Origin of the sequence: Bacteroides mediterraneensis, from assembly GCF_900128455.1 — a bacterium.
GTDB classification, from domain to species: Bacteria; Bacteroidota; Bacteroidia; order Bacteroidales; family Bacteroidaceae; genus Phocaeicola; species Phocaeicola mediterraneensis.
Genome location: NZ_LT635783.1, coordinates 1,305,634 through 1,322,815 on the forward strand (window position 1 = coordinate 1,305,634; position 17,182 = coordinate 1,322,815).

Genomic DNA, 17,182 nt, shown 5'->3' on the forward strand with positions numbered 1-17,182 from the left:
ATGATTTATAGTTTGCTGGGGATAGTGTGTGGCTTGTGGGCCACACCGCTCCTGGCACAGCACTCGTTTCGGGTGATGGAATACAATGTGGAGAACTTGTTTGACTGCCGTCACGATTCGTTGAAGCAGGATACAGAGTTTCTTCCGGGGAGTGTGCGGAACTGGACATATTCTCGTTTTCAGGACAAGCTGGATAAGATTGGAAAGGTGATTCTGGCGGCGGGGAAAGAACAGGTGCCCGATTTGGTCGGTTTGTGTGAAGTAGAGAATGATTTCTGTTTGAAAAGTCTGACCCGTTATTCCTCTCTTCGGGAGGCGGGGTATAAATATGTGATGACTTCTTCGCCCGATGAGCGTGGCATTGATGTGGCGCTGTTGTATCAGCCTGCCTCATTCCGTCTGTTGATATCGCAGAAAATACGTATTCCGTCGGATTCGTTGGGAATGCGGCCTACCCGGGATATCCTGTATGCTTCGGGGCGTGTGGTCAGCGGGGACACCTTGGATGTGTTTGTGTGTCATCTTCCCTCGCGTGTGGGAGGAGCAGAGAAGACGGATCCATATCGTTTGTGGGTAGCTCGCAGAATCCGTCAGGCAGCTGATTCGGTCATGGCCAAAAGACAGAATCCCCGTCTTATTATCATGGGTGATTTTAATGATTATCCTGATGGAAAGTCATTGCAGGAAGGTCTGCGGGTTTCCACTTTGTCGGATGAACCGGATGTGTGTGCATTGTATAATCTGATGGAGAACCAGCAGGAGGGTACCTACCGTTATAAAGGTGAATGGGGGGTACTTGATCAGATGGTGGTGAACGGAGGTTTGCTACAGCCCAATGTCCGTACCCGGACTTCAAAGGAAAAGGCTGCCATCCTGCGTTTCCCTTTCTTGTTGGAAGAAGACAATGTGTATGGAGGGGAGATGCCTTTCCGTACGTATAAAGGAAGACGGTATCATGGGGGATACAGTGACCATCTTCCGGTGCTGCTGGAGCTGCAGGTGGAAGAATACAAATAAAGAAAGGGTGACTTTTGTCACCCTTTCTTTATTTGTATTGTAAGTGGAATTCCACGACGGCTTCTATTCCTTTCCTGAAAATATCGAGCGAGAAATTTTCATTTGGGGAATGGATGGCATCGCTTTCCAGTCCGAATCCCATCAGAATGGTCTTAATGCCGAGTATTTGTTCGAAGTCGCTGATAATAGGGATACTTCCTCCGCGACGTACGGCCAGCGGTTTCTTGCCGAAAGCTTTCTCAAACCCTTTTTCTGCGGCTTGATAGGCGGGGTGGTCAATGGGGCAGACATAGCCTTCGCCGCCATGCAGGGGAGTGACTTTTATTTGTACATAATCGGGGGCCTGCCGGGTGAGGTAGTCTACAAACAGCTGGGAAATCTTTTCATGTTGCTGGTGGGGAACCAGTCGGCTGGAAACCTTGGCGTAGGCTTTGGAGGGCAAAACTGTTTTGGAGCCTTCACCGGTATATCCTCCCCAAATGCCACAGACATCGAATGAAGGGCGGCAGCTGTTACGTTCCAATGTAGAGTAGCCTTTTTCGCCTTTCAGGGCTTTCACGCCGATGGCTTCCATGTATTTCTTTTCGTCGAACGGAATCTGGGCAATCATTTCGCGTTCGGCAGCCGGCACTTCTTCCACATCGTCATAGAAATGGGGGACGGTAATGCGACCGTCTGTATCGATAACCTTGGACAGTAAGTCGCAGAGCACGTTGATGGGATTGGCTACGGCTCCGCCGAAATGTCCGGAATGGAGATCACGGTTCGGACCGGTCACTTCGATTTCCCAATAGGCCAGACCTCTTAGGCCGGTGGTGAGGGAGGGAAGGTCTGCGCCCAGCATGCTGGTATCGGACACTAGAATAACATCGGCTTTCAGAAGTTCCTTGTGGGCTTTCAGGAAAGCATTCAGACTGGGTGAACCGATTTCTTCTTCTCCCTCAAAAATGAATTTCACGTTATGGTGAAGCAATCCTTCCCGTACGAGGTATTCAAAAGCCTTGACTTGAATCATGGACTGTCCTTTATCATCGTCGGCTCCGCGGGCCCAGATATGTCCGTCGCGTATTTCTGGTTCGAAAGGCGGGTTTTTCCACAGTTCCAGCGGTTCGGCCGGCATCACGTCATAATGTGCATATACCAGTACGGTGGGGGCATCGGGGCTGACACGTTTTTCGGCATAGACCAGCGGATGTCCATCGGAGGGCATTACCATGGCCTCGTCGGCTCCTGCTTCGAGCAACAATTGGCGCCAGCGTTCGGCGCAGGCCAGCATGTCATCCTTGTGGACAGGAAGGGCACTGATGCTGGGAATACGGATGAGGCTGAACAGTTCGTCGAGGAACCGAGCTTCGTTTGCTTGGATATAGGGTCTGATTTCCATGCTGTGTGTATTATTTATAGGTGCGTAGTTTTATTAAGCAAATAATAATCGAGTATTGTCATGGCTGCCATGGCTTCTACAATGGGGACTGCACGAGGCAGGACGCAGGGGTCGTGACGGCCACGTGCCTTTAAAATGGTTTCATTGCCGTGGATGTCGACCGTGGGCTGTTCCATCAGTACGGTGGCTACTGGCTTGAATGCAACCCGGAAATAAATGTCTTGTCCGTTACTGATGCCTCCCTGGATACCTCCGGAGCGGTTGGTGCGGAAAGCAATCTTGTCGTTCTCGCGGTAGAAGATATCGTTCTGCTGGCTACCTTTCATCTCCATGTGTCCAAAACCTTGTCCGTATTCAAAGCCTTTGACGGCATTGATGCTGAGCATGGCATTGCCCAAAGCGGCATGAAGCTTGCCGAAGACTGGCTGTCCCAGTCCGATGGGGCATCCTTGAATGACACAGCTGATGACCCCGCCGATAGTATCACCTTCCCCTTTGGTCTGGTAGATGTAATCGGCCATTTGCTTGGCCAGTTCCTGGTCGGGGCAGCGTACGGGATTGTTTTCGATGGTACTCAGGTCATACTTGGTATAATCTTTGTCTAGTTTGAAGGTTCCCACCTGTGAGGTGAAGGCAGTGATGCGGATGCCCAACTGCTTCAGGGCCAACTTGGCAAGGGCGCCTCCTACTACGCGGGCGATGGTCTCACGGGCAGAGGAACGTCCGCCTCCCCGGTGGTCGCGTACGCCATATTTTTGCGTGTAGGTGAAATCGGCATGTGAAGGACGGAATACCTCCTTCATGTTGTCATAGTCGTTGGAATGTTGGTTGGTGTTCCATACGACAAATCCAATGGGACAGCCCGTAGATACACCTTCATAGATTCCGGAAAGGAATTCTACTTCATCGGCCTCTTTTCGGGCGGTTGTGATGGAGGATTGGCCAGGCCGGCGACGAGCCAGTTCCTGTTGTACAAACTCCATATCGATGGCAATGCCTGCGGGAAATCCGTCAATGACACCGCCTATGGCTTTTCCGTGTGACTCACCAAAGCTGGTGAGGCGGAAGATATTTCCAAAAGTGTTGTTGTACATGGTTGTATAGTATAATTGTATTTATTATTAGAATTTGCTTCCGGCACCTCCGCCGCCAAAGCTTCCTCCTCCGAAACTTCCGCCACCGAAGCCACCTCCAAAGCCTCCGCCTCTTCCGAATCCTCCGCCAAAGAACGGTCCGCCCAGGAAAGGGCCTCCGTTTCCGCCCCGGTGGTGGAAATCATCGTCATTGACTTTCCGCTGGGTGCGGCGTACATGTCCACAATGGCTGCAGAGGTAGGTGACTTCTTCGGTACGTACGCCTCCCGTACGAGAAATCGTTCGTACGGAAACCTGTTTCAGGGTATGCTTGTGGCAGTTAGGACATTTGTTTCGTTGGCGTACCGAATACCAGAGTAGGGCGGGAACCAGAATGAAACAGCATCCCAGTACAATGAAAAGCAGGAGGTTGTCGGATTCTCCCTCAGGAGGAGTGGGGGAACCGGAACTCTTGTCCAGTATCTGACGTACGGCTTGGACTCCTGCCATCATACCGGCATCCCAGTTGCCTTTGCTCAGGTAAGGATTCATGTAGCGGGTTTGGATACGTTTACAAATGGCATCGGGAAGGATGCCTTCCAGACCGTATCCGGTAGCAAACTGGATGCACCGTTCTTCGGTGACCAGCAAGATGACCAGTCCGTTGTCCTTCTTTTTTTGGCCGACTCCGTTTTTCTCACCCAACTGGTAAGCAAAGTCAAAGCAGTCGCCTCCTTCTATCTGGCGGACTGCCACAACCAATGTTTGGATGCCGGTTTTCTGCTCCAAGGCAAAAAGGGTGGTATCCATGGCGGCTACGGCGGCCTCACTTAGTACACCATCGGGGTTACTGACGTACCGTGCCCGGTTTTGCAAGTGTACCATGGGAATGTCTTCCACCTTGTATCCTTCTGCTTGTAAATGGCAGAAAAATGCAGTCAGTAAAAAGAACAGCCCAAGTAAAAAATAACGTTTCATGAGGAAGTCCGGTTTAGAACTTTACTTCCGGGGCTTTCTCGCTGCCTTCTTCTGCTTCGAAATAAGGACGCTTCTCAAATCCGAACATGCCGGCAATGATGTTCTTCGGGAAACGGCGGATGTTGGTGTTGTATTCGCGGGCTGTTTCGTTGAATTTCCGGCGTTCCACGCTGATGCGGTTTTCGGTTCCTTCCAGTTGTGCCTGCAACTCCTTAAAATTCTCGTTGGCTTTCAGGTCTGGATAATTTTCCGTGACGGCAAGCAAACGGCTCAATGCACTGCCTACTTCTCCTTGTGCTTTTTGGTAAGCGGCAATTTTTTCAGGAGTCAGGTCGTCTATGTTGATACTCATCTGAGTAGCTTTGGCTCTGGCGGATACTACGGCATCGAAAGTTTCCTTTTCATGGGCGGCATAGCCTTTGACGGTATTGACCAGGTTTGGAATCAAGTCGGAACGACGCTGGTACTGGTTTTCCACATTGCTCCATGCCGTGCCTACGGTTTCTTCTTGAGTGACCAAAGAGTTATACGAACTGACGCAGTATACTACCAAAATGACTACTACTGCGATGAGAATAATCCATGTTTTTTTCATACGTGTTATTTATGTTTTATGATTAGTTTCAGTGGCAAACATACACAAAAATCTCTTTTTTTGCCTATCTTTGCACAATAATTTTGATAAGTTGTAATATTATATATGAAGAATATCCGAAACTTTTGCATTATTGCACACATTGACCACGGGAAGTCCACCTTGGCCGACCGTTTGCTGGAATATACACAGACCATCAAGATTACGGAAGGACAGATGCTGGATGACATGGATTTGGAACGTGAGCGTGGAATTACTATCAAGAGTCATGCCATTCAAATGGAGTATAATTATAAAGGTGAGAAATATATCTTGAATTTGATTGATACTCCGGGACATGTGGATTTCTCTTACGAGGTGTCTCGTTCCATAGCGGCATGTGAAGGTGCTTTGCTGGTAGTGGATGCTTCGCAGGGTGTGCAGGCCCAGACCATTTCGAACCTGTATATGGCATTGGAGCATGATTTGGAAATCATTCCGGTGATGAACAAGTGTGACATGGCCAGTGCGATGCCGGAAGAAGTGGAGGATGAAATAATCGATTTGCTGGGATGCAAACGTGAAGAGATTATCCGTGCTTCCGGTAAGACAGGATTGGGAGTGGAAGAAATCTTGCAGGCCGTGATAGAACGGATTCCGGCTCCTCAGGGAGATGAGAATGCTCCGTTGCAGGCCTTGATTTTTGACTCTGTGTTCAACTCTTTCCGGGGAATTATCGCTTATTTTAAAGTGGAGAACGGAATTATCCGTACCGGTGACAAGGTGAAATTCTTCAACACCGGGAAAGAATATGTGGCAGATGAAGTGGGGGTGTTGAAGATGGACATGGTACCGCGGAAAGAACTCCGTACGGGTGATGTAGGTTATATCATTTCGGGTATTAAGACTTCAAGAGAAGTGAAGGTGGGCGACACCATTACACATATTGACCGCCCGTGCGACAAGGCAATTGACGGATTTGAAGAAGTGAAACCGATGGTGTTTGCCGGGGTTTATCCGATAGAAGCGGAGGATTATGAGAACTTGCGTGCTTCCTTGGAAAAGCTTCAGTTGAACGATGCGTCTCTGACCTTTCAGCCAGAATCTTCTCTGGCGTTAGGATTTGGTTTCCGATGCGGTTTCTTGGGACTTCTCCACATGGAAATTGTACAGGAGCGTCTGGACCGTGAGTTTGACATGAATGTCATTACGACGGTGCCGAACGTATCTTATATGGTATATGATAAGCAGGGGGGAGTGCAGGAAGTGCACAATCCGGGTGGTATGCCAGATCCTACTTTAATCGATCACATTGAAGAACCTTATATTGACGCCTCCATCATTACAGCGACCGATTATATCGGTCCGATTATGACTTTGTGTTTGGGTAAGCGAGGTGAGCTGGTAAAGCAGGACTATATTTCCGGAAATCGTGTGGAACTGCATTACAAGATGCCTTTGGGAGAAATTGTGATTGATTTCTATGACAAGCTGAAGAGTATTTCCAAGGGATATGCTTCGTTCGACTACCATCAGTCGGGTTTCCGTCCTTCCAAATTGGTAAAACTGGATATTCTGCTGAACGGAGAGTCGGTGGATGCACTGTCTACCTTGACTCATTTTGACAATGCTTACGATTTGGGTCGCCGGATGTGTGAGAAATTGAAGGAACTGATTCCACGCCAACAGTTTGAGATTGCTATCCAGGCAGCCATTGGGGCCAAGATTATTGCGCGCGAAACCATCAAGGCAGTGCGAAAGGATGTGACGGCCAAATGTTATGGAGGTGACGTGAGTCGTAAACGTAAGCTGCTGGAAAAGCAGAAAAGAGGGAAAAAACGGATGAAGCAGATTGGTACTGTAGAGGTGCCTCAGAAGGCATTTTTGGCAGTACTGAAGCTGGATTAAGTGTTAATTTGTGATATGGAAGCGTCAGAAAGACAAATTTTTGTCTTTCTGACGCTTCTTCTTTTATCCATTCAGCAAAAAAAATTATAAAATTATTTGCCTTGTTTGTTGTATTTACAAATATAAATGCTTAGTTTTGTTACTGAAATAAGAGGTTTTAGAATGATTGACGATAGGTACCTTTTTTAAATTGTTGTTAAATCTATTATTAAAAAACACGAGTATTAACCATCTTACTTTTTTAATTCAAATGAATGCTAAAATAAAAACAGTGAGGTATAAAAAAATAAAGAGATGGGGCAGTATAATCATTTAAGTCGTCCTATTTTGGACTCTGATCGTTCTGAACTGAATGAAGAAGAAAAAAAGAAACTTTTTCAGAAATGTATATTGATGGTGGATATGTATGTCAAGTCGCATATTCATAATTTGGATGATGCCCATAACTTACGCCAGGAGATATTGTTGAAGGCACTTGAAGCTTATGATAAATCTTATCATGAAAGAGGGCGTTTTAAGGCGTGGGTAATGACCATTGCCATGAATATGGTACGTGACTATTACCGTAAGAAGCAGAGAGGACCTTACATCATTCTTATCGGCTATGAGCCATTGAATCTGGTATATGAAAGTCGCCCATGGAGCTACTTCTGTAAGTGTGATTATGCTTGTGAGGTATTACGTGAAGTGCTAATGGAACTCACTTTGCCTGAACGGGAATTGATTCAGGATCGTTTTTACTTATGTATAAGTCTCCGACGAGCAAGTGAAAAGCGGCATATCAGTAAATCGGCCTGTTCTAAACGGTGTCAAAAGATTCTGATGAAGATTCAATCGAAATTTAGGGATAGAGGAATTGACGGACAGTTCTTAATTGAATTGTAAATAAAGAAAAGTATCTGGATGGTTTTTCCTATCTGGATGCTTTTTTTCTTGTTTATCAGAATTATTCTTTTAAAGTTGAATGTTTTTTGTACATTTGCACACGAAAACAATAAAAGGATATCTTTATGTTAACATTGGATTGTATTTATCGGGCTTCATTTGCCTTGAAAAACGTAATACGGAGAACCGATTTGATTTATGCTCCTCAGATAAATCCTGAAAGTCAGATTTATCTTAAACCGGAGAATCTGCAATATACCGGTTCCTTTAAATTGCGTGGGGCATGTTATAAAATATCTCGTCTGACGGATGAGGAAAAAGCAAAAGGGGTGATTGCCTGTTCTGCAGGGAATCATGCACAGGGAGTTGCTTTAGGAGCTACCAAGCATGGCATAAAATCGTTGATTTGTTTACCGGAGGGGGCCCCAATTTCGAAAGTGGAGGCTACGAAGCGTTACGGTGCTGAAGTTTGTCTGGTACCGGGCGTGTATGACGATGCTTATCAGAAGGCGTTGGAACTCAAAGAGGAAAAAGGCTATACCTTCATTCATCCTTTTGACGATGAATATGTCATAGCGGGACAAGGAACCATTGGATTGGAATTGCTGAATCAGCTTCCGGATGTGGAAGTCGTGATTGTCCCGGTCGGTGGGGGAGGATTGATTTCGGGTGTGGCTTATGCATTGAAATCATTGAAACCCGACGTGAAAGTGTATGGAGTACAGGCTTTGGGCGCTCCCAGCATGTTACGTTCTATAGAACATGCCAAGCGTGAATGCCTTTCTTCTGTTTCTACGGTGGCGGATGGCATTGCGGTGAAAGAACCGGGTGAACATACGTTTGAGTTATGTAGCAAGTATGTGGACGGTATTGTAACCGTAACGGAGGATGAGATTTGCGCTGCTATATTGGCATTGATGGAGCAGCAGAAATTGATTGCGGAAGGGGCTGGTGCAGTCTCTGTAGCCGCAGCTATGTTTAATAAGGTTCCGGTAGCGGGTAAGAAGACCATTTGTGTGGTTTCAGGTGGCAATATTGATGTGACTATTTTGAGCCGTGTGATTGGCCGCGGACTGGATATGTCCGGACGTTCCTATACAGTAACGCTTGATTTGCATGACAGACCGGGGGAACTGATGGGAGTGGCTGCTGTGATAGCTCGCTTGGGCGGAAATATCATTTCTGTTTTGCATGAGCGAAACAACAATAACAGTAATGTGACAGCTTGTTTTCTGCGCTTGGTAATGGAAACACGTAATGCGGAGCATATTGCGCAGATTCGGAATGCGTTGCTGGAAGCTGGCTATTCTATCGTTGACTGACGATAAAAAAGAAGAGGGACAGTTACTGGGGTACAAGACTGTCCCTGTAAATTTACTTTTTTTAAACAGATTTTCTCCGTTAGCGTTACCAACAAAACAATATTTATCGTACATTTGCCACACATTTGTAATGTATGGTTTGCAAAAATGACTAATACAATAAAACATCTAGGTATTGTGGAAAGCATCAACGGTTCTTATCTGAAAGTAAGGATTGTACAGACTTCTGCCTGCTCTTCGTGCAGCATAAAAGGGCATTGCAGTGCGGCGGAGTCTAAAGAAAAACTGATAGATGTGTACAATAAGGACGGGCTTGACTGCCAGGTTGGAAGTCAGGTTATGATAAGCGGAGCAGCATCCTTGGGAATGAAAGCAGTAATGTGGGCTTTTATTTTTCCTTTTGTGGTGTTGCTCGTTTCACTTTTTGTTTCCATGTGGATTACAGGGGATGAGGCGGTTTCTTCGCTTGTTGCTTTATGTATGCTTATACCTTATTATCTGATACTTTTCGTTTGCCGGGAGAATTTTAGACGTACTTTTGTTTTTGTTTTGGAATCAATTAATAATTAATAAACTAACTTTATATTATGAGTTTAATTTTGGTTGCAGTGATTTCACTGGGTGCCATAGGCTTGATTTCAGCTGTTATCTTGTATGTGGCTTCCAAGAAATTTGCTGTGTATGAAGATCCGCGGATTGGACAAGTTGCTCAAGTGCTTCCTCAGGCCAATTGTGGTGGATGTGGTTTTCCGGGATGTTCGGGTTTTGCCGCAGCTTGCGTGAAAGCCGGTTCTCTGGAAGGAAAAATGTGTCCGGTGGGTGGCCAGCCTACGATGGATAAGGTGGCAAGTATCTTGGGACTGGAGGCTGTGGCTTCTGAGCCTAAGGTGGCAGTCGTAAGATGTAACGGAACCTGCGCCAATCGTCCGAAACTGACGCAGTATGATGGAGTACGTTCTTGCGTAGTAGCCAATTCAACCTTTGGTGGAGAGACTGGATGTACTTTCGGTTGCTTGGGATGTGGTGATTGTGTGTCGGCTTGCCAGTTTGATGCCATTCACATGAATCCGGAAACAGGCCTTCCGGAAGTAGATGAGTCCAAATGTACGGCGTGTGGAGCTTGTAGTAAAGCTTGTCCGCGTAACATCATTGAAATCCGTCCGAAAGGAAAGAACAACCGGAGAGTTTACGTACAGTGTGTCAACAAGGACAAAGGGGCTGTGGCCCGTAAAGCTTGTGCAGCTGCCTGCATCGGTTGTGGAAAGTGCGTAAAGGTATGTCCGTTTGAAGCCATTACTTTGGAAAACAACTTGGCCTATATCGATCCGGCTAAGTGTAAATCTTGTCGCAAGTGCGAAATGGAGTGTCCGCAGCATGCTATTATAGCGGTGAACTTCCCTCCTCGTAAACCGAAGGCTGAAACACCTGCTGCTGAAAAGACAACGGTAGAAAAGCCTGCAGCTAATCCTACCCATACGGAAGCTGTAAAGAAGGAAACTGTAACTCCGGCTGCCGGAACTCCGAAGCAAACCGAGGCTTAATCTTATAATTGTATAATACTAAATAACATAACAGTGAAGACGTTTAGAATTGGTGGAGTTCATCCAGCAGAAAATAAATTGTCAGCCGGGAAGGCCATAGAAACGCTTGCGCTCCCTAAGCAAGCCGTGTTCCCGTTGTCTCAGCATATTGGTGCGCCTGCTACTGCCATCGTGAAAAAAGGCGATGTGGTGAAGGTCGGTACCAAGATAGCTGAAGCAGGTGGCTTTGTATCGGCTGCTATCTTCTCTTCCGTTTCCGGTAAAGTAAACAAGATAGACAGTGTGATTGATGCGAGTGGTTATCGTAAACCTGCCATATTCATCGATGTGGAAGGTGATGAGTGGGAAGAGTCGATTGACCGCAGCACGGAGTTGGTCAAGGAATGCAATCTGACTCCGGAAGAAATTGTAGCAAAAATTAAAAATGCCGGTATCGTGGGCATGGGTGGTGCCTGCTTCCCGACGCATGTGAAACTGACACCTCCTCCCGGATGCAAGGCTGAATGTGTTATCATCAACGCCGTGGAGTGTGAGCCCTATCTGACTGCCGACCATCGCCTGATGTTGGAGAAGGCCGACGAGATTCTGGTGGGCGTACAAATTCTGATGAAAGCAGCCAAAGTAAATAAAGCTTATATCGGTATCGAAAACAACAAGCCGGATGCTATTCAGCTGATGACTCAGAAAGCGGCAGCTTATCCGGGCATTGAAGTTGTTCCATTGAAAGTAAAATATCCGCAAGGAGGTGAAAAGCAGCTGATTGATGCGATAATCGGGCGTCAGGTACCGGCTCCTCCTGCCATCCCTATCAATGTAGGGGCTGTGGTGCAGAACGTAGGTACGGCGTATGCGGTATATGAAGCCGTTCAGAAGAACAAACCTTTGTTTGAACGGGTAGTGACCGTTACGGGTAAGTCATTGAAGAACCCGTCTAACTTTCTGACTCGTATGGGAACTCCGATGAGCCAGCTGATAGATGCCGCCGGTGGCCTGCCGGAAGATACCGGAAAAGTAATCGGCGGTGGTCCGATGATGGGTAAGGCGTTGGTGAATACCGAGGTACCTATCTGTAAAGGTAGTTCAGGTGTACTGATTATGAACGACAAGGAGGCACGCCGTGCAGAGCCGCAGCCGTGTATCCGTTGCGCAAAATGTGTGAGTGCCTGTCCGATGGGCTTGGAACCCTTCTTGCTGGCCACTTGCTCGGCTCACGGCGACTGGGAACGCGTGGAGCACGAAATGATTATGTCGTGCATCGAATGCGGTTCATGCCAGTTTACGTGTCCTTCTCATCGTCCGATGTTGGATTACATCCGTTTAGGTAAAGGTAAGGTGGGCGGTATCATCCGTGCACGTAATGCAAAAAAATAATTGGAGAATCTTATGGCAAACAAATTAATAGTATCCTTATCGCCGCATGTACATAGTGGCGACAGTGTACAGAAAAACATGTATGGCGTGCTGATTGCGCTGATACCGGCTTTGCTTGTATCTTTCTACATGTTCGGCTTAGGAGCAGTGGTGGTGACACTGACTTCTGTCATAGCCTGCTTGTTCTTTGAATGGGCTATCACCAAATATATCTTGAAGCGTGAACGTACCACTATTACCGATGGTTCGGCAGCGTTGACTGGAGTGTTGCTGGCATTCAACTTGCCTTCCAATCTGCCGTTGTGGATTATCATCATCGGTGCGCTGGTAGCTATCGGTGTGGGAAAGATGACATTTGGTGGTTTGGGATGCAATCCGTTCAACCCGGCTTTGGTGGGACGTATTTTCCTGTTGATTTCTTTCCCTGTACAGATGACTTCCTGGCCGGTAGTGGGACAGCTCACCAGCTATACGGATGCGGAAACGGCAGCTACTCCGCTGGCATTGATGAAGATGGCCGTACATGGCGATGCCAATGCCTTGAGTCAGCTTCCTGATACGATGTCTTTGTTCCTGGGTAACAATCCGGGATGTATCGGTGAGGTGAGTGCGTTGGCCTTGTTGCTGGGACTTATCTATATGTTGTGGAAGAAGATTATTTCTTGGCATATTCCTGTTTCCATTCTGGTCACTGTGTTTGTGTTTTCTGGACTGATGCATTTGGCAAATCCTACGGTATATGCTTCTCCGTTTGCCCATCTGTTTACCGGAGGTCTGATGCTGGGAGCTATTTTCATGGCAACCGACTATGTCACTTCGCCGATGACCCACAAGGGCATGCTAATCTATGGGGTAGCCATCGGTTTCCTGACCGTAGTAATCCGTACTTTCGGTGCCTATCCGGAAGGTATGTCGTTCGCCATTTTCATCATGAACGCATTTACTCCGTTGATTAATACATATTGTAAACCAAAACGCTTCGGGGAGGTAGTGAAGAAATGAAAAAACTAGAATCATCTTTAAAGAATATGGCTCTGGCACTGACCGGATTTTCCGTAGTGGCCGGAGGTTTGCTGGGCTGGGTGAACGATGTGACCGCAGAACCGATTGCACAGGCTAACGCCAAGACGTTGAGCGATGCCATTGCTGTAGTGGTTCCTGGTTTTGACAACAATCCGGCAGAAGCTCCTGAAACAGTAGAAGTCAATGGGGCTACGTATAAAATCTATAAGGCGACCAAGGATGGACAACCTATCGGGGCGGCAGTAGAATCGGCTTCCAATGGATTTGGCGGTACGTTGACCGTATTAGTCGGATTCGATAACGAAGGAAACATCATTGATTATTCCCTTTTGAGTCATTCTGAAACGCCGGGGCTGGGTTCAAAGGCTGCCGACTGGTTTAAGAAAGGCGCCAAAGGCGACATTACCGGAAAGAATCCAGGAAAGGCCCCTTTGACCGTCAGCAAAGATGGGGGAGATGTGGATGCCATTACGGCTTCTACTATTACTTCACGTGCTTTTCTGCTGGCTGTGAACAATGCCTATGCAGCTTATATGAATCAGCATGTAGATGGGGCTAGCGGCGCTTCTCAGCAGAAAAAAGGTGCTGAGGAATATGAAAAAGCAGATACGACGAATGTAGAACCCGTTAAATAATAGGAGGACAGGCTATGAATAACTTTAAAGTGTTAATGAATGGGATTGTTAAAGAAAATCCTACGTTTGTACTCCTTTTGGGTATGTGTCCGACTTTGGGTACAACTTCTTCTGCCATCAACGGTATGGGTATGGGACTGGCTACAATGTTCGTATTGATTTGTTCCAACGTGGTGATTTCTCTGATTAAGAACTTGGTGCCGGACATGGTACGTATTCCTATTTTCGTGGTAGTCATTGCGTCGTTTGTAACCTTGTTGCAGATGGTGATGCAGGCATACGTGCCGGCATTATATGCTACGCTGGGATTGTTCATTCCGTTGATTGTGGTAAACTGTATCTTGCTGGGACGCGCGGAAGCTTTCGCGGCCAAGAACAATCCGGTTTCTTCCTTCTTTGATGGATTGGGTATGGGACTTGGATTTACCATTGCCTTGACCTTGCTGGGCGGTGTACGTGAGTTTTTGGGTACAGGTAAGCTATTTAATATCGCAATTATGCCGGAAGATTATGGCATGCTGATATTCGTACTGGCTCCCGGTGCGTTCATTGTATTGGGATATCTTATTGCGATTGTAAACCGCTTGAAAAAAGCATAACCCTTAAAAATAGAAAAATATGGAATATATATTGATATTTATTACCGCAATCTTTGTGAACAACATCGTGTTGTCACAATTCTTGGGTATCTGTCCGTTCTTGGGAGTTTCCAAGAAAGTTGAAACCGCCATGGGTATGGGAGCAGCGGTAGCTTTCGTGTTGACGCTGGCCACAATCGTGACATACGTCATTCAGAAGTTTGTGCTGGATGCATTCGGCCTGGGATATCTACAGACCATTGCATTTATCCTTGTTATTGCCGCATTGGTGCAGATGGTGGAAATTATTTTGAAAAAAGTTTCACCTTCTTTGTATCAGGCTTTGGGTGTATTTCTGCCTTTGATTACTACTAACTGCTGTATTCTGGGTGTGACCATCTTGGTGATTCAGAAAAACTATGATTTGCTGACAGGTGTGGTTTATGCATTCTCTACTGCACTGGGCTTTGCGCTGGCATTGATTGTGTTTGCCGGTATCCGTGAACAGCTGAGCCTGGTCAATATTCCTAAAGGAATGCGTGGTATGTCTATTGCATTGGTTACGGCAGGTTTGCTGGCAATGGCCTTTATGGGCTTCTCTGGAGTAGATAAGGGCTTGGCTGTGTTATTTGGTTTGAATTGATTTTGTCATTTTAATAGAATAACCTCATAAAAAGTGTTATCCAAGGTGTATTTGGATAACACTTTTTTAATTTTTTAATGGCAGCTTGGTGTACATTTCAATCTTTTTTTCTACTTTTGTAGAGATATAATAAATGACTTTAATAAAGGAGTTAAATATAAGAAAACCTTAGTGTTATGAAAAAAAGAATTCTCGTGACAGGTGGAACCGGATATATAGGTTCTCATACTGTGGTTGAATTGCAGAATAGCGGTTACGATGTAGTAATTGTGGACAACCTTTCTAATTCACGTGCAGATGTAGTGGATAGTATCGAACAAATCACAGGCATACGTCCTGCTTTTGAAAAAGTAGACTGTTTGGACCAGGCAGGCTTGGATGCTGTGTTTACTAAATACCCGGGTATCGAAGGTATTATTCATTTTGCTGCAAGCAAGGCTGTAGGTGAGTCTGTTCAGAAACCGCTGCTATATTATCGTAACAACTTGGTTTCATTGATTAACCTACTGGAGTTGATGCCAAAGCATGGCGTAAAAGGAATTATCTTCTCTTCTTCTTGTACGGTTTACGGTCAGCCGGATAAATTACCGGTAACTGAAGAGGCTCCTATTAAGAAGGCTGAATCTCCTTACGGTAATACGAAGCAGATTAACGAAGAGATTATTCGTGATACTGTGACTTCCGGTTCTCCGATTCATGCCATCATGTTGCGTTACTTCAACCCGATTGGTGCGCATCCTACTGCTTTGATTGGTGAACTTCCGAATGGTGTGCCGCAGAACCTGATTCCGTATCTGACACAGACTGCCATGGGTATCCGTGAAAAACTGAGCGTGTTCGGTGATGACTATGATACACCTGATGGTTCTTGTATCCGTGACTATATTTACGTGGTAGACTTGGCTAAAGCACACGTTATCGCAATGGACCGTATTTTGGGTGACAAGCAGAAAGACAAAGTCGAAGTATTCAACATCGGTACAGGACGTGGTCTCTCCGTATTGGAACTGATTCACAAGTTTGAAGAGGCTACAGGCGTGAAGTTGAACTACCAGATTGCGCCGCGCCGCGCAGGTGATATCGTGAAGGTTTGGGCTGATCCTGCTTATGCAAACGCAGAGCTGGGCTGGAAAGCTGAAACTTCTATTGAAGATACCTTGCGCTCTGCCTGGAAGTGGCAGGTTCACTTGCGTGAGAAAGGAATTATGTAAAATTGAATCTTAATAAATCGAAAAATACTGAACTAAATACGTTTTACAACGTTATATGTGATGTACAGCTCTTGTAATGGTTGTCTATGTGAATAGCTAATCGTGAAAGCTGACTTCCATTCGGAACAAGCAGGGAGTTGTATTTTTGCATAGTAGTTTTGTCGTGTTTTATTTTGTGTTTGTGTTGTGGCTGTTCTCCGACGAGAGTCGGGGAACAGTTTTTTTGTATTTAGGGATTTCATTGTATTCTTTCATCCGATATTCGAATCAGGAGAGTGGGATTTCCAGATTATAAACCACTGATGAAAGCCTGGGGGATTCTCGCCAAGCTTGTCTTTTCGGATAGTGACATGAAGTATTATATCTGCATGCAGGTAGTAAGAAAATTCACTCAGGATTGTGGGTACCATCTTTCGAAGATCGCTTTTCTCCATCGGGCTGGTGTATCCCTTTCTTTTTCCGGAGCTTCTTCTAAAAAACAATTGTCTGATAAAGGAAATAATCTGTTTTCCTCACGGTAGTTTGAAAGGAAAATTTTCCCTCGACTCGTTCGTGCGGAGACCTCGTCACGTTCGTGACGAGCACTTGGCACGTACGTGATAAGCCATTGACACGAACGTGATGAGGTATATGAGGTAGGGTGTTTGACAAAATTTGCTGAGATTGTTTGGCCATCAGGCCGAAAAACTCTATCTTGTATCCAGTATGAAAAATCAGACAACTATGGAAATCAAGCATGATGAATCCCGGCAGGAGTTTTATGTGGAACTGGAAGGGCATCGGGCCTATGTAGCGTATCAGATTCACGATGGAGGATTGGACATACGGCATACCATTGTGCCGGAAGCCATTGGAGGAAGGGGCATAGCCTCGGCCTTGGTAAAAGCTGCTTACGGTTATGCCCATTGTAAAGGATTGAAGGCGGTGGCCACTTGCTCGTATGCCGTCATTTGGTTGCAACGGCATCCTGAGTATCAGGGAGAAGTGGGAGAGGATTATGCCGGAAAAGGAACCTGTGCCCTGTAAGGAAGGGCACAGG

At 46.2% G+C, this 17,182-nt stretch carries 17 protein-coding genes; 13 read left to right on the forward strand and 4 right to left on the reverse strand.

What is annotated here, in order from left to right:
- Positions 1-1,017 carry an endonuclease/exonuclease/phosphatase family protein gene (locus BQ7480_RS05175; RefSeq protein WP_139255818.1) on the forward strand — a complete coding sequence of 339 codons (1,017 nt, stop codon included), beginning with the start codon at positions 1-3 and terminating at the stop codon, positions 1,015-1,017.
- Between the two features lie 28 nt (positions 1,018-1,045).
- On the opposite strand, the gene BQ7480_RS05180 is transcribed toward BQ7480_RS05175, so the two are convergent.
- The 4 genes from BQ7480_RS05180 to BQ7480_RS05195 are packed head-to-tail and all read right to left on the reverse strand — an operon-like array spanning position 1,046 to position 5,047.
- A complete protein-coding gene (locus BQ7480_RS05180; RefSeq protein ID WP_072541997.1) occupies positions 1,046-2,401 on the reverse strand; it encodes a dipeptidase in 1,356 nt (451 codons plus the stop codon).
- Between the two features lie 14 nt (positions 2,402-2,415).
- On the reverse strand, positions 2,416-3,495 hold the full coding sequence (gene aroC, locus BQ7480_RS05185; protein ID WP_072541998.1) for a chorismate synthase: 1,080 nt from the start codon (positions 3,493-3,495) through the stop codon (positions 2,416-2,418).
- A 27-nt stretch (positions 3,496-3,522) separates the two neighbouring features.
- Positions 3,523-4,452 (reverse strand): TPM domain-containing protein, encoded by a 930-nt coding sequence (locus BQ7480_RS05190; protein ID WP_072541999.1) that lies wholly within the window; start codon positions 4,450-4,452, stop codon positions 3,523-3,525.
- Positions 4,453-4,465: 13 nt separating this feature from the next.
- Complete coding sequence (locus tag BQ7480_RS05195; RefSeq protein WP_072542000.1) at positions 4,466-5,047, reverse strand: LemA family protein; 582 nt, start codon at positions 5,045-5,047, stop codon at positions 4,466-4,468.
- Positions 5,048-5,152: 105 nt separating this feature from the next.
- Between BQ7480_RS05195 and lepA the strand changes: the two genes are divergently transcribed.
- From lepA to BQ7480_RS05255, 12 genes are all read left to right on the forward strand, one after another.
- The gene (lepA, locus tag BQ7480_RS05200) at positions 5,153-6,934 is read left to right on the forward strand and encodes a translation elongation factor 4 (protein ID WP_072542001.1); all 1,782 of its coding nucleotides are present in this window, start codon (positions 5,153-5,155) and stop codon (positions 6,932-6,934) included.
- A gap of 294 nt (positions 6,935-7,228) precedes the next feature.
- Complete coding sequence (locus BQ7480_RS05205) at positions 7,229-7,819, forward strand: RNA polymerase sigma factor (RefSeq protein ID WP_083581763.1); 591 nt, start codon at positions 7,229-7,231, stop codon at positions 7,817-7,819.
- 125 nt (positions 7,820-7,944) lie between these two features.
- Positions 7,945-9,141, forward strand: coding sequence for a threonine ammonia-lyase (gene ilvA, locus BQ7480_RS05210; protein WP_072542003.1), 1,197 nt, complete (start codon positions 7,945-7,947; stop codon positions 9,139-9,141).
- Between the two features lie 147 nt (positions 9,142-9,288).
- On the forward strand, positions 9,289-9,711 hold the full coding sequence (locus BQ7480_RS05215) for a SoxR reducing system RseC family protein (protein WP_072542004.1): 423 nt from the start codon (positions 9,289-9,291) through the stop codon (positions 9,709-9,711).
- 17 nt (positions 9,712-9,728) lie between these two features.
- Entirely contained in the window at positions 9,729-10,682 is a 954-nt protein-coding gene (locus BQ7480_RS05220) for a Fe-S cluster domain-containing protein (protein WP_072542005.1), read from the forward strand.
- Between the two features lie 33 nt (positions 10,683-10,715).
- Positions 10,716-12,053: an electron transport complex subunit RsxC gene (rsxC, locus tag BQ7480_RS05225; protein ID WP_022354262.1), complete on the forward strand. Its 1,338-nt coding sequence runs from the start codon at positions 10,716-10,718 to the stop codon at positions 12,051-12,053.
- 12 nt (positions 12,054-12,065) lie between these two features.
- The gene (locus BQ7480_RS05230) at positions 12,066-13,055 is read left to right on the forward strand and encodes an RnfABCDGE type electron transport complex subunit D (RefSeq protein ID WP_072542006.1); all 990 of its coding nucleotides are present in this window, start codon (positions 12,066-12,068) and stop codon (positions 13,053-13,055) included.
- Positions 13,052-13,711, forward strand: a complete 660-nt coding sequence (locus BQ7480_RS05235) for an RnfABCDGE type electron transport complex subunit G (protein WP_072542007.1) — start codon at positions 13,052-13,054, stop codon at positions 13,709-13,711. The genes BQ7480_RS05230 and BQ7480_RS05235 overlap by 4 nt, the downstream gene beginning before the upstream one ends.
- A gap of 14 nt (positions 13,712-13,725) precedes the next feature.
- The gene (gene rsxE, locus BQ7480_RS05240; RefSeq protein ID WP_072542008.1) at positions 13,726-14,310 is read left to right on the forward strand and encodes an electron transport complex subunit RsxE; all 585 of its coding nucleotides are present in this window, start codon (positions 13,726-13,728) and stop codon (positions 14,308-14,310) included.
- 19 nt (positions 14,311-14,329) lie between these two features.
- Complete coding sequence (gene rsxA / locus BQ7480_RS05245) at positions 14,330-14,932, forward strand: electron transport complex subunit RsxA (protein ID WP_072542009.1); 603 nt, start codon at positions 14,330-14,332, stop codon at positions 14,930-14,932.
- Between the two features lie 176 nt (positions 14,933-15,108).
- Positions 15,109-16,143, forward strand: coding sequence for a UDP-glucose 4-epimerase GalE (gene galE, locus BQ7480_RS05250; RefSeq protein WP_072542010.1), 1,035 nt, complete (start codon positions 15,109-15,111; stop codon positions 16,141-16,143).
- A 723-nt stretch (positions 16,144-16,866) separates the two neighbouring features.
- Positions 16,867-17,169: a GNAT family N-acetyltransferase gene (locus tag BQ7480_RS05255; protein ID WP_072543910.1), complete on the forward strand. Its 303-nt coding sequence runs from the start codon at positions 16,867-16,869 to the stop codon at positions 17,167-17,169.
- Positions 17,170-17,182 lie beyond the last annotated feature (13 nt).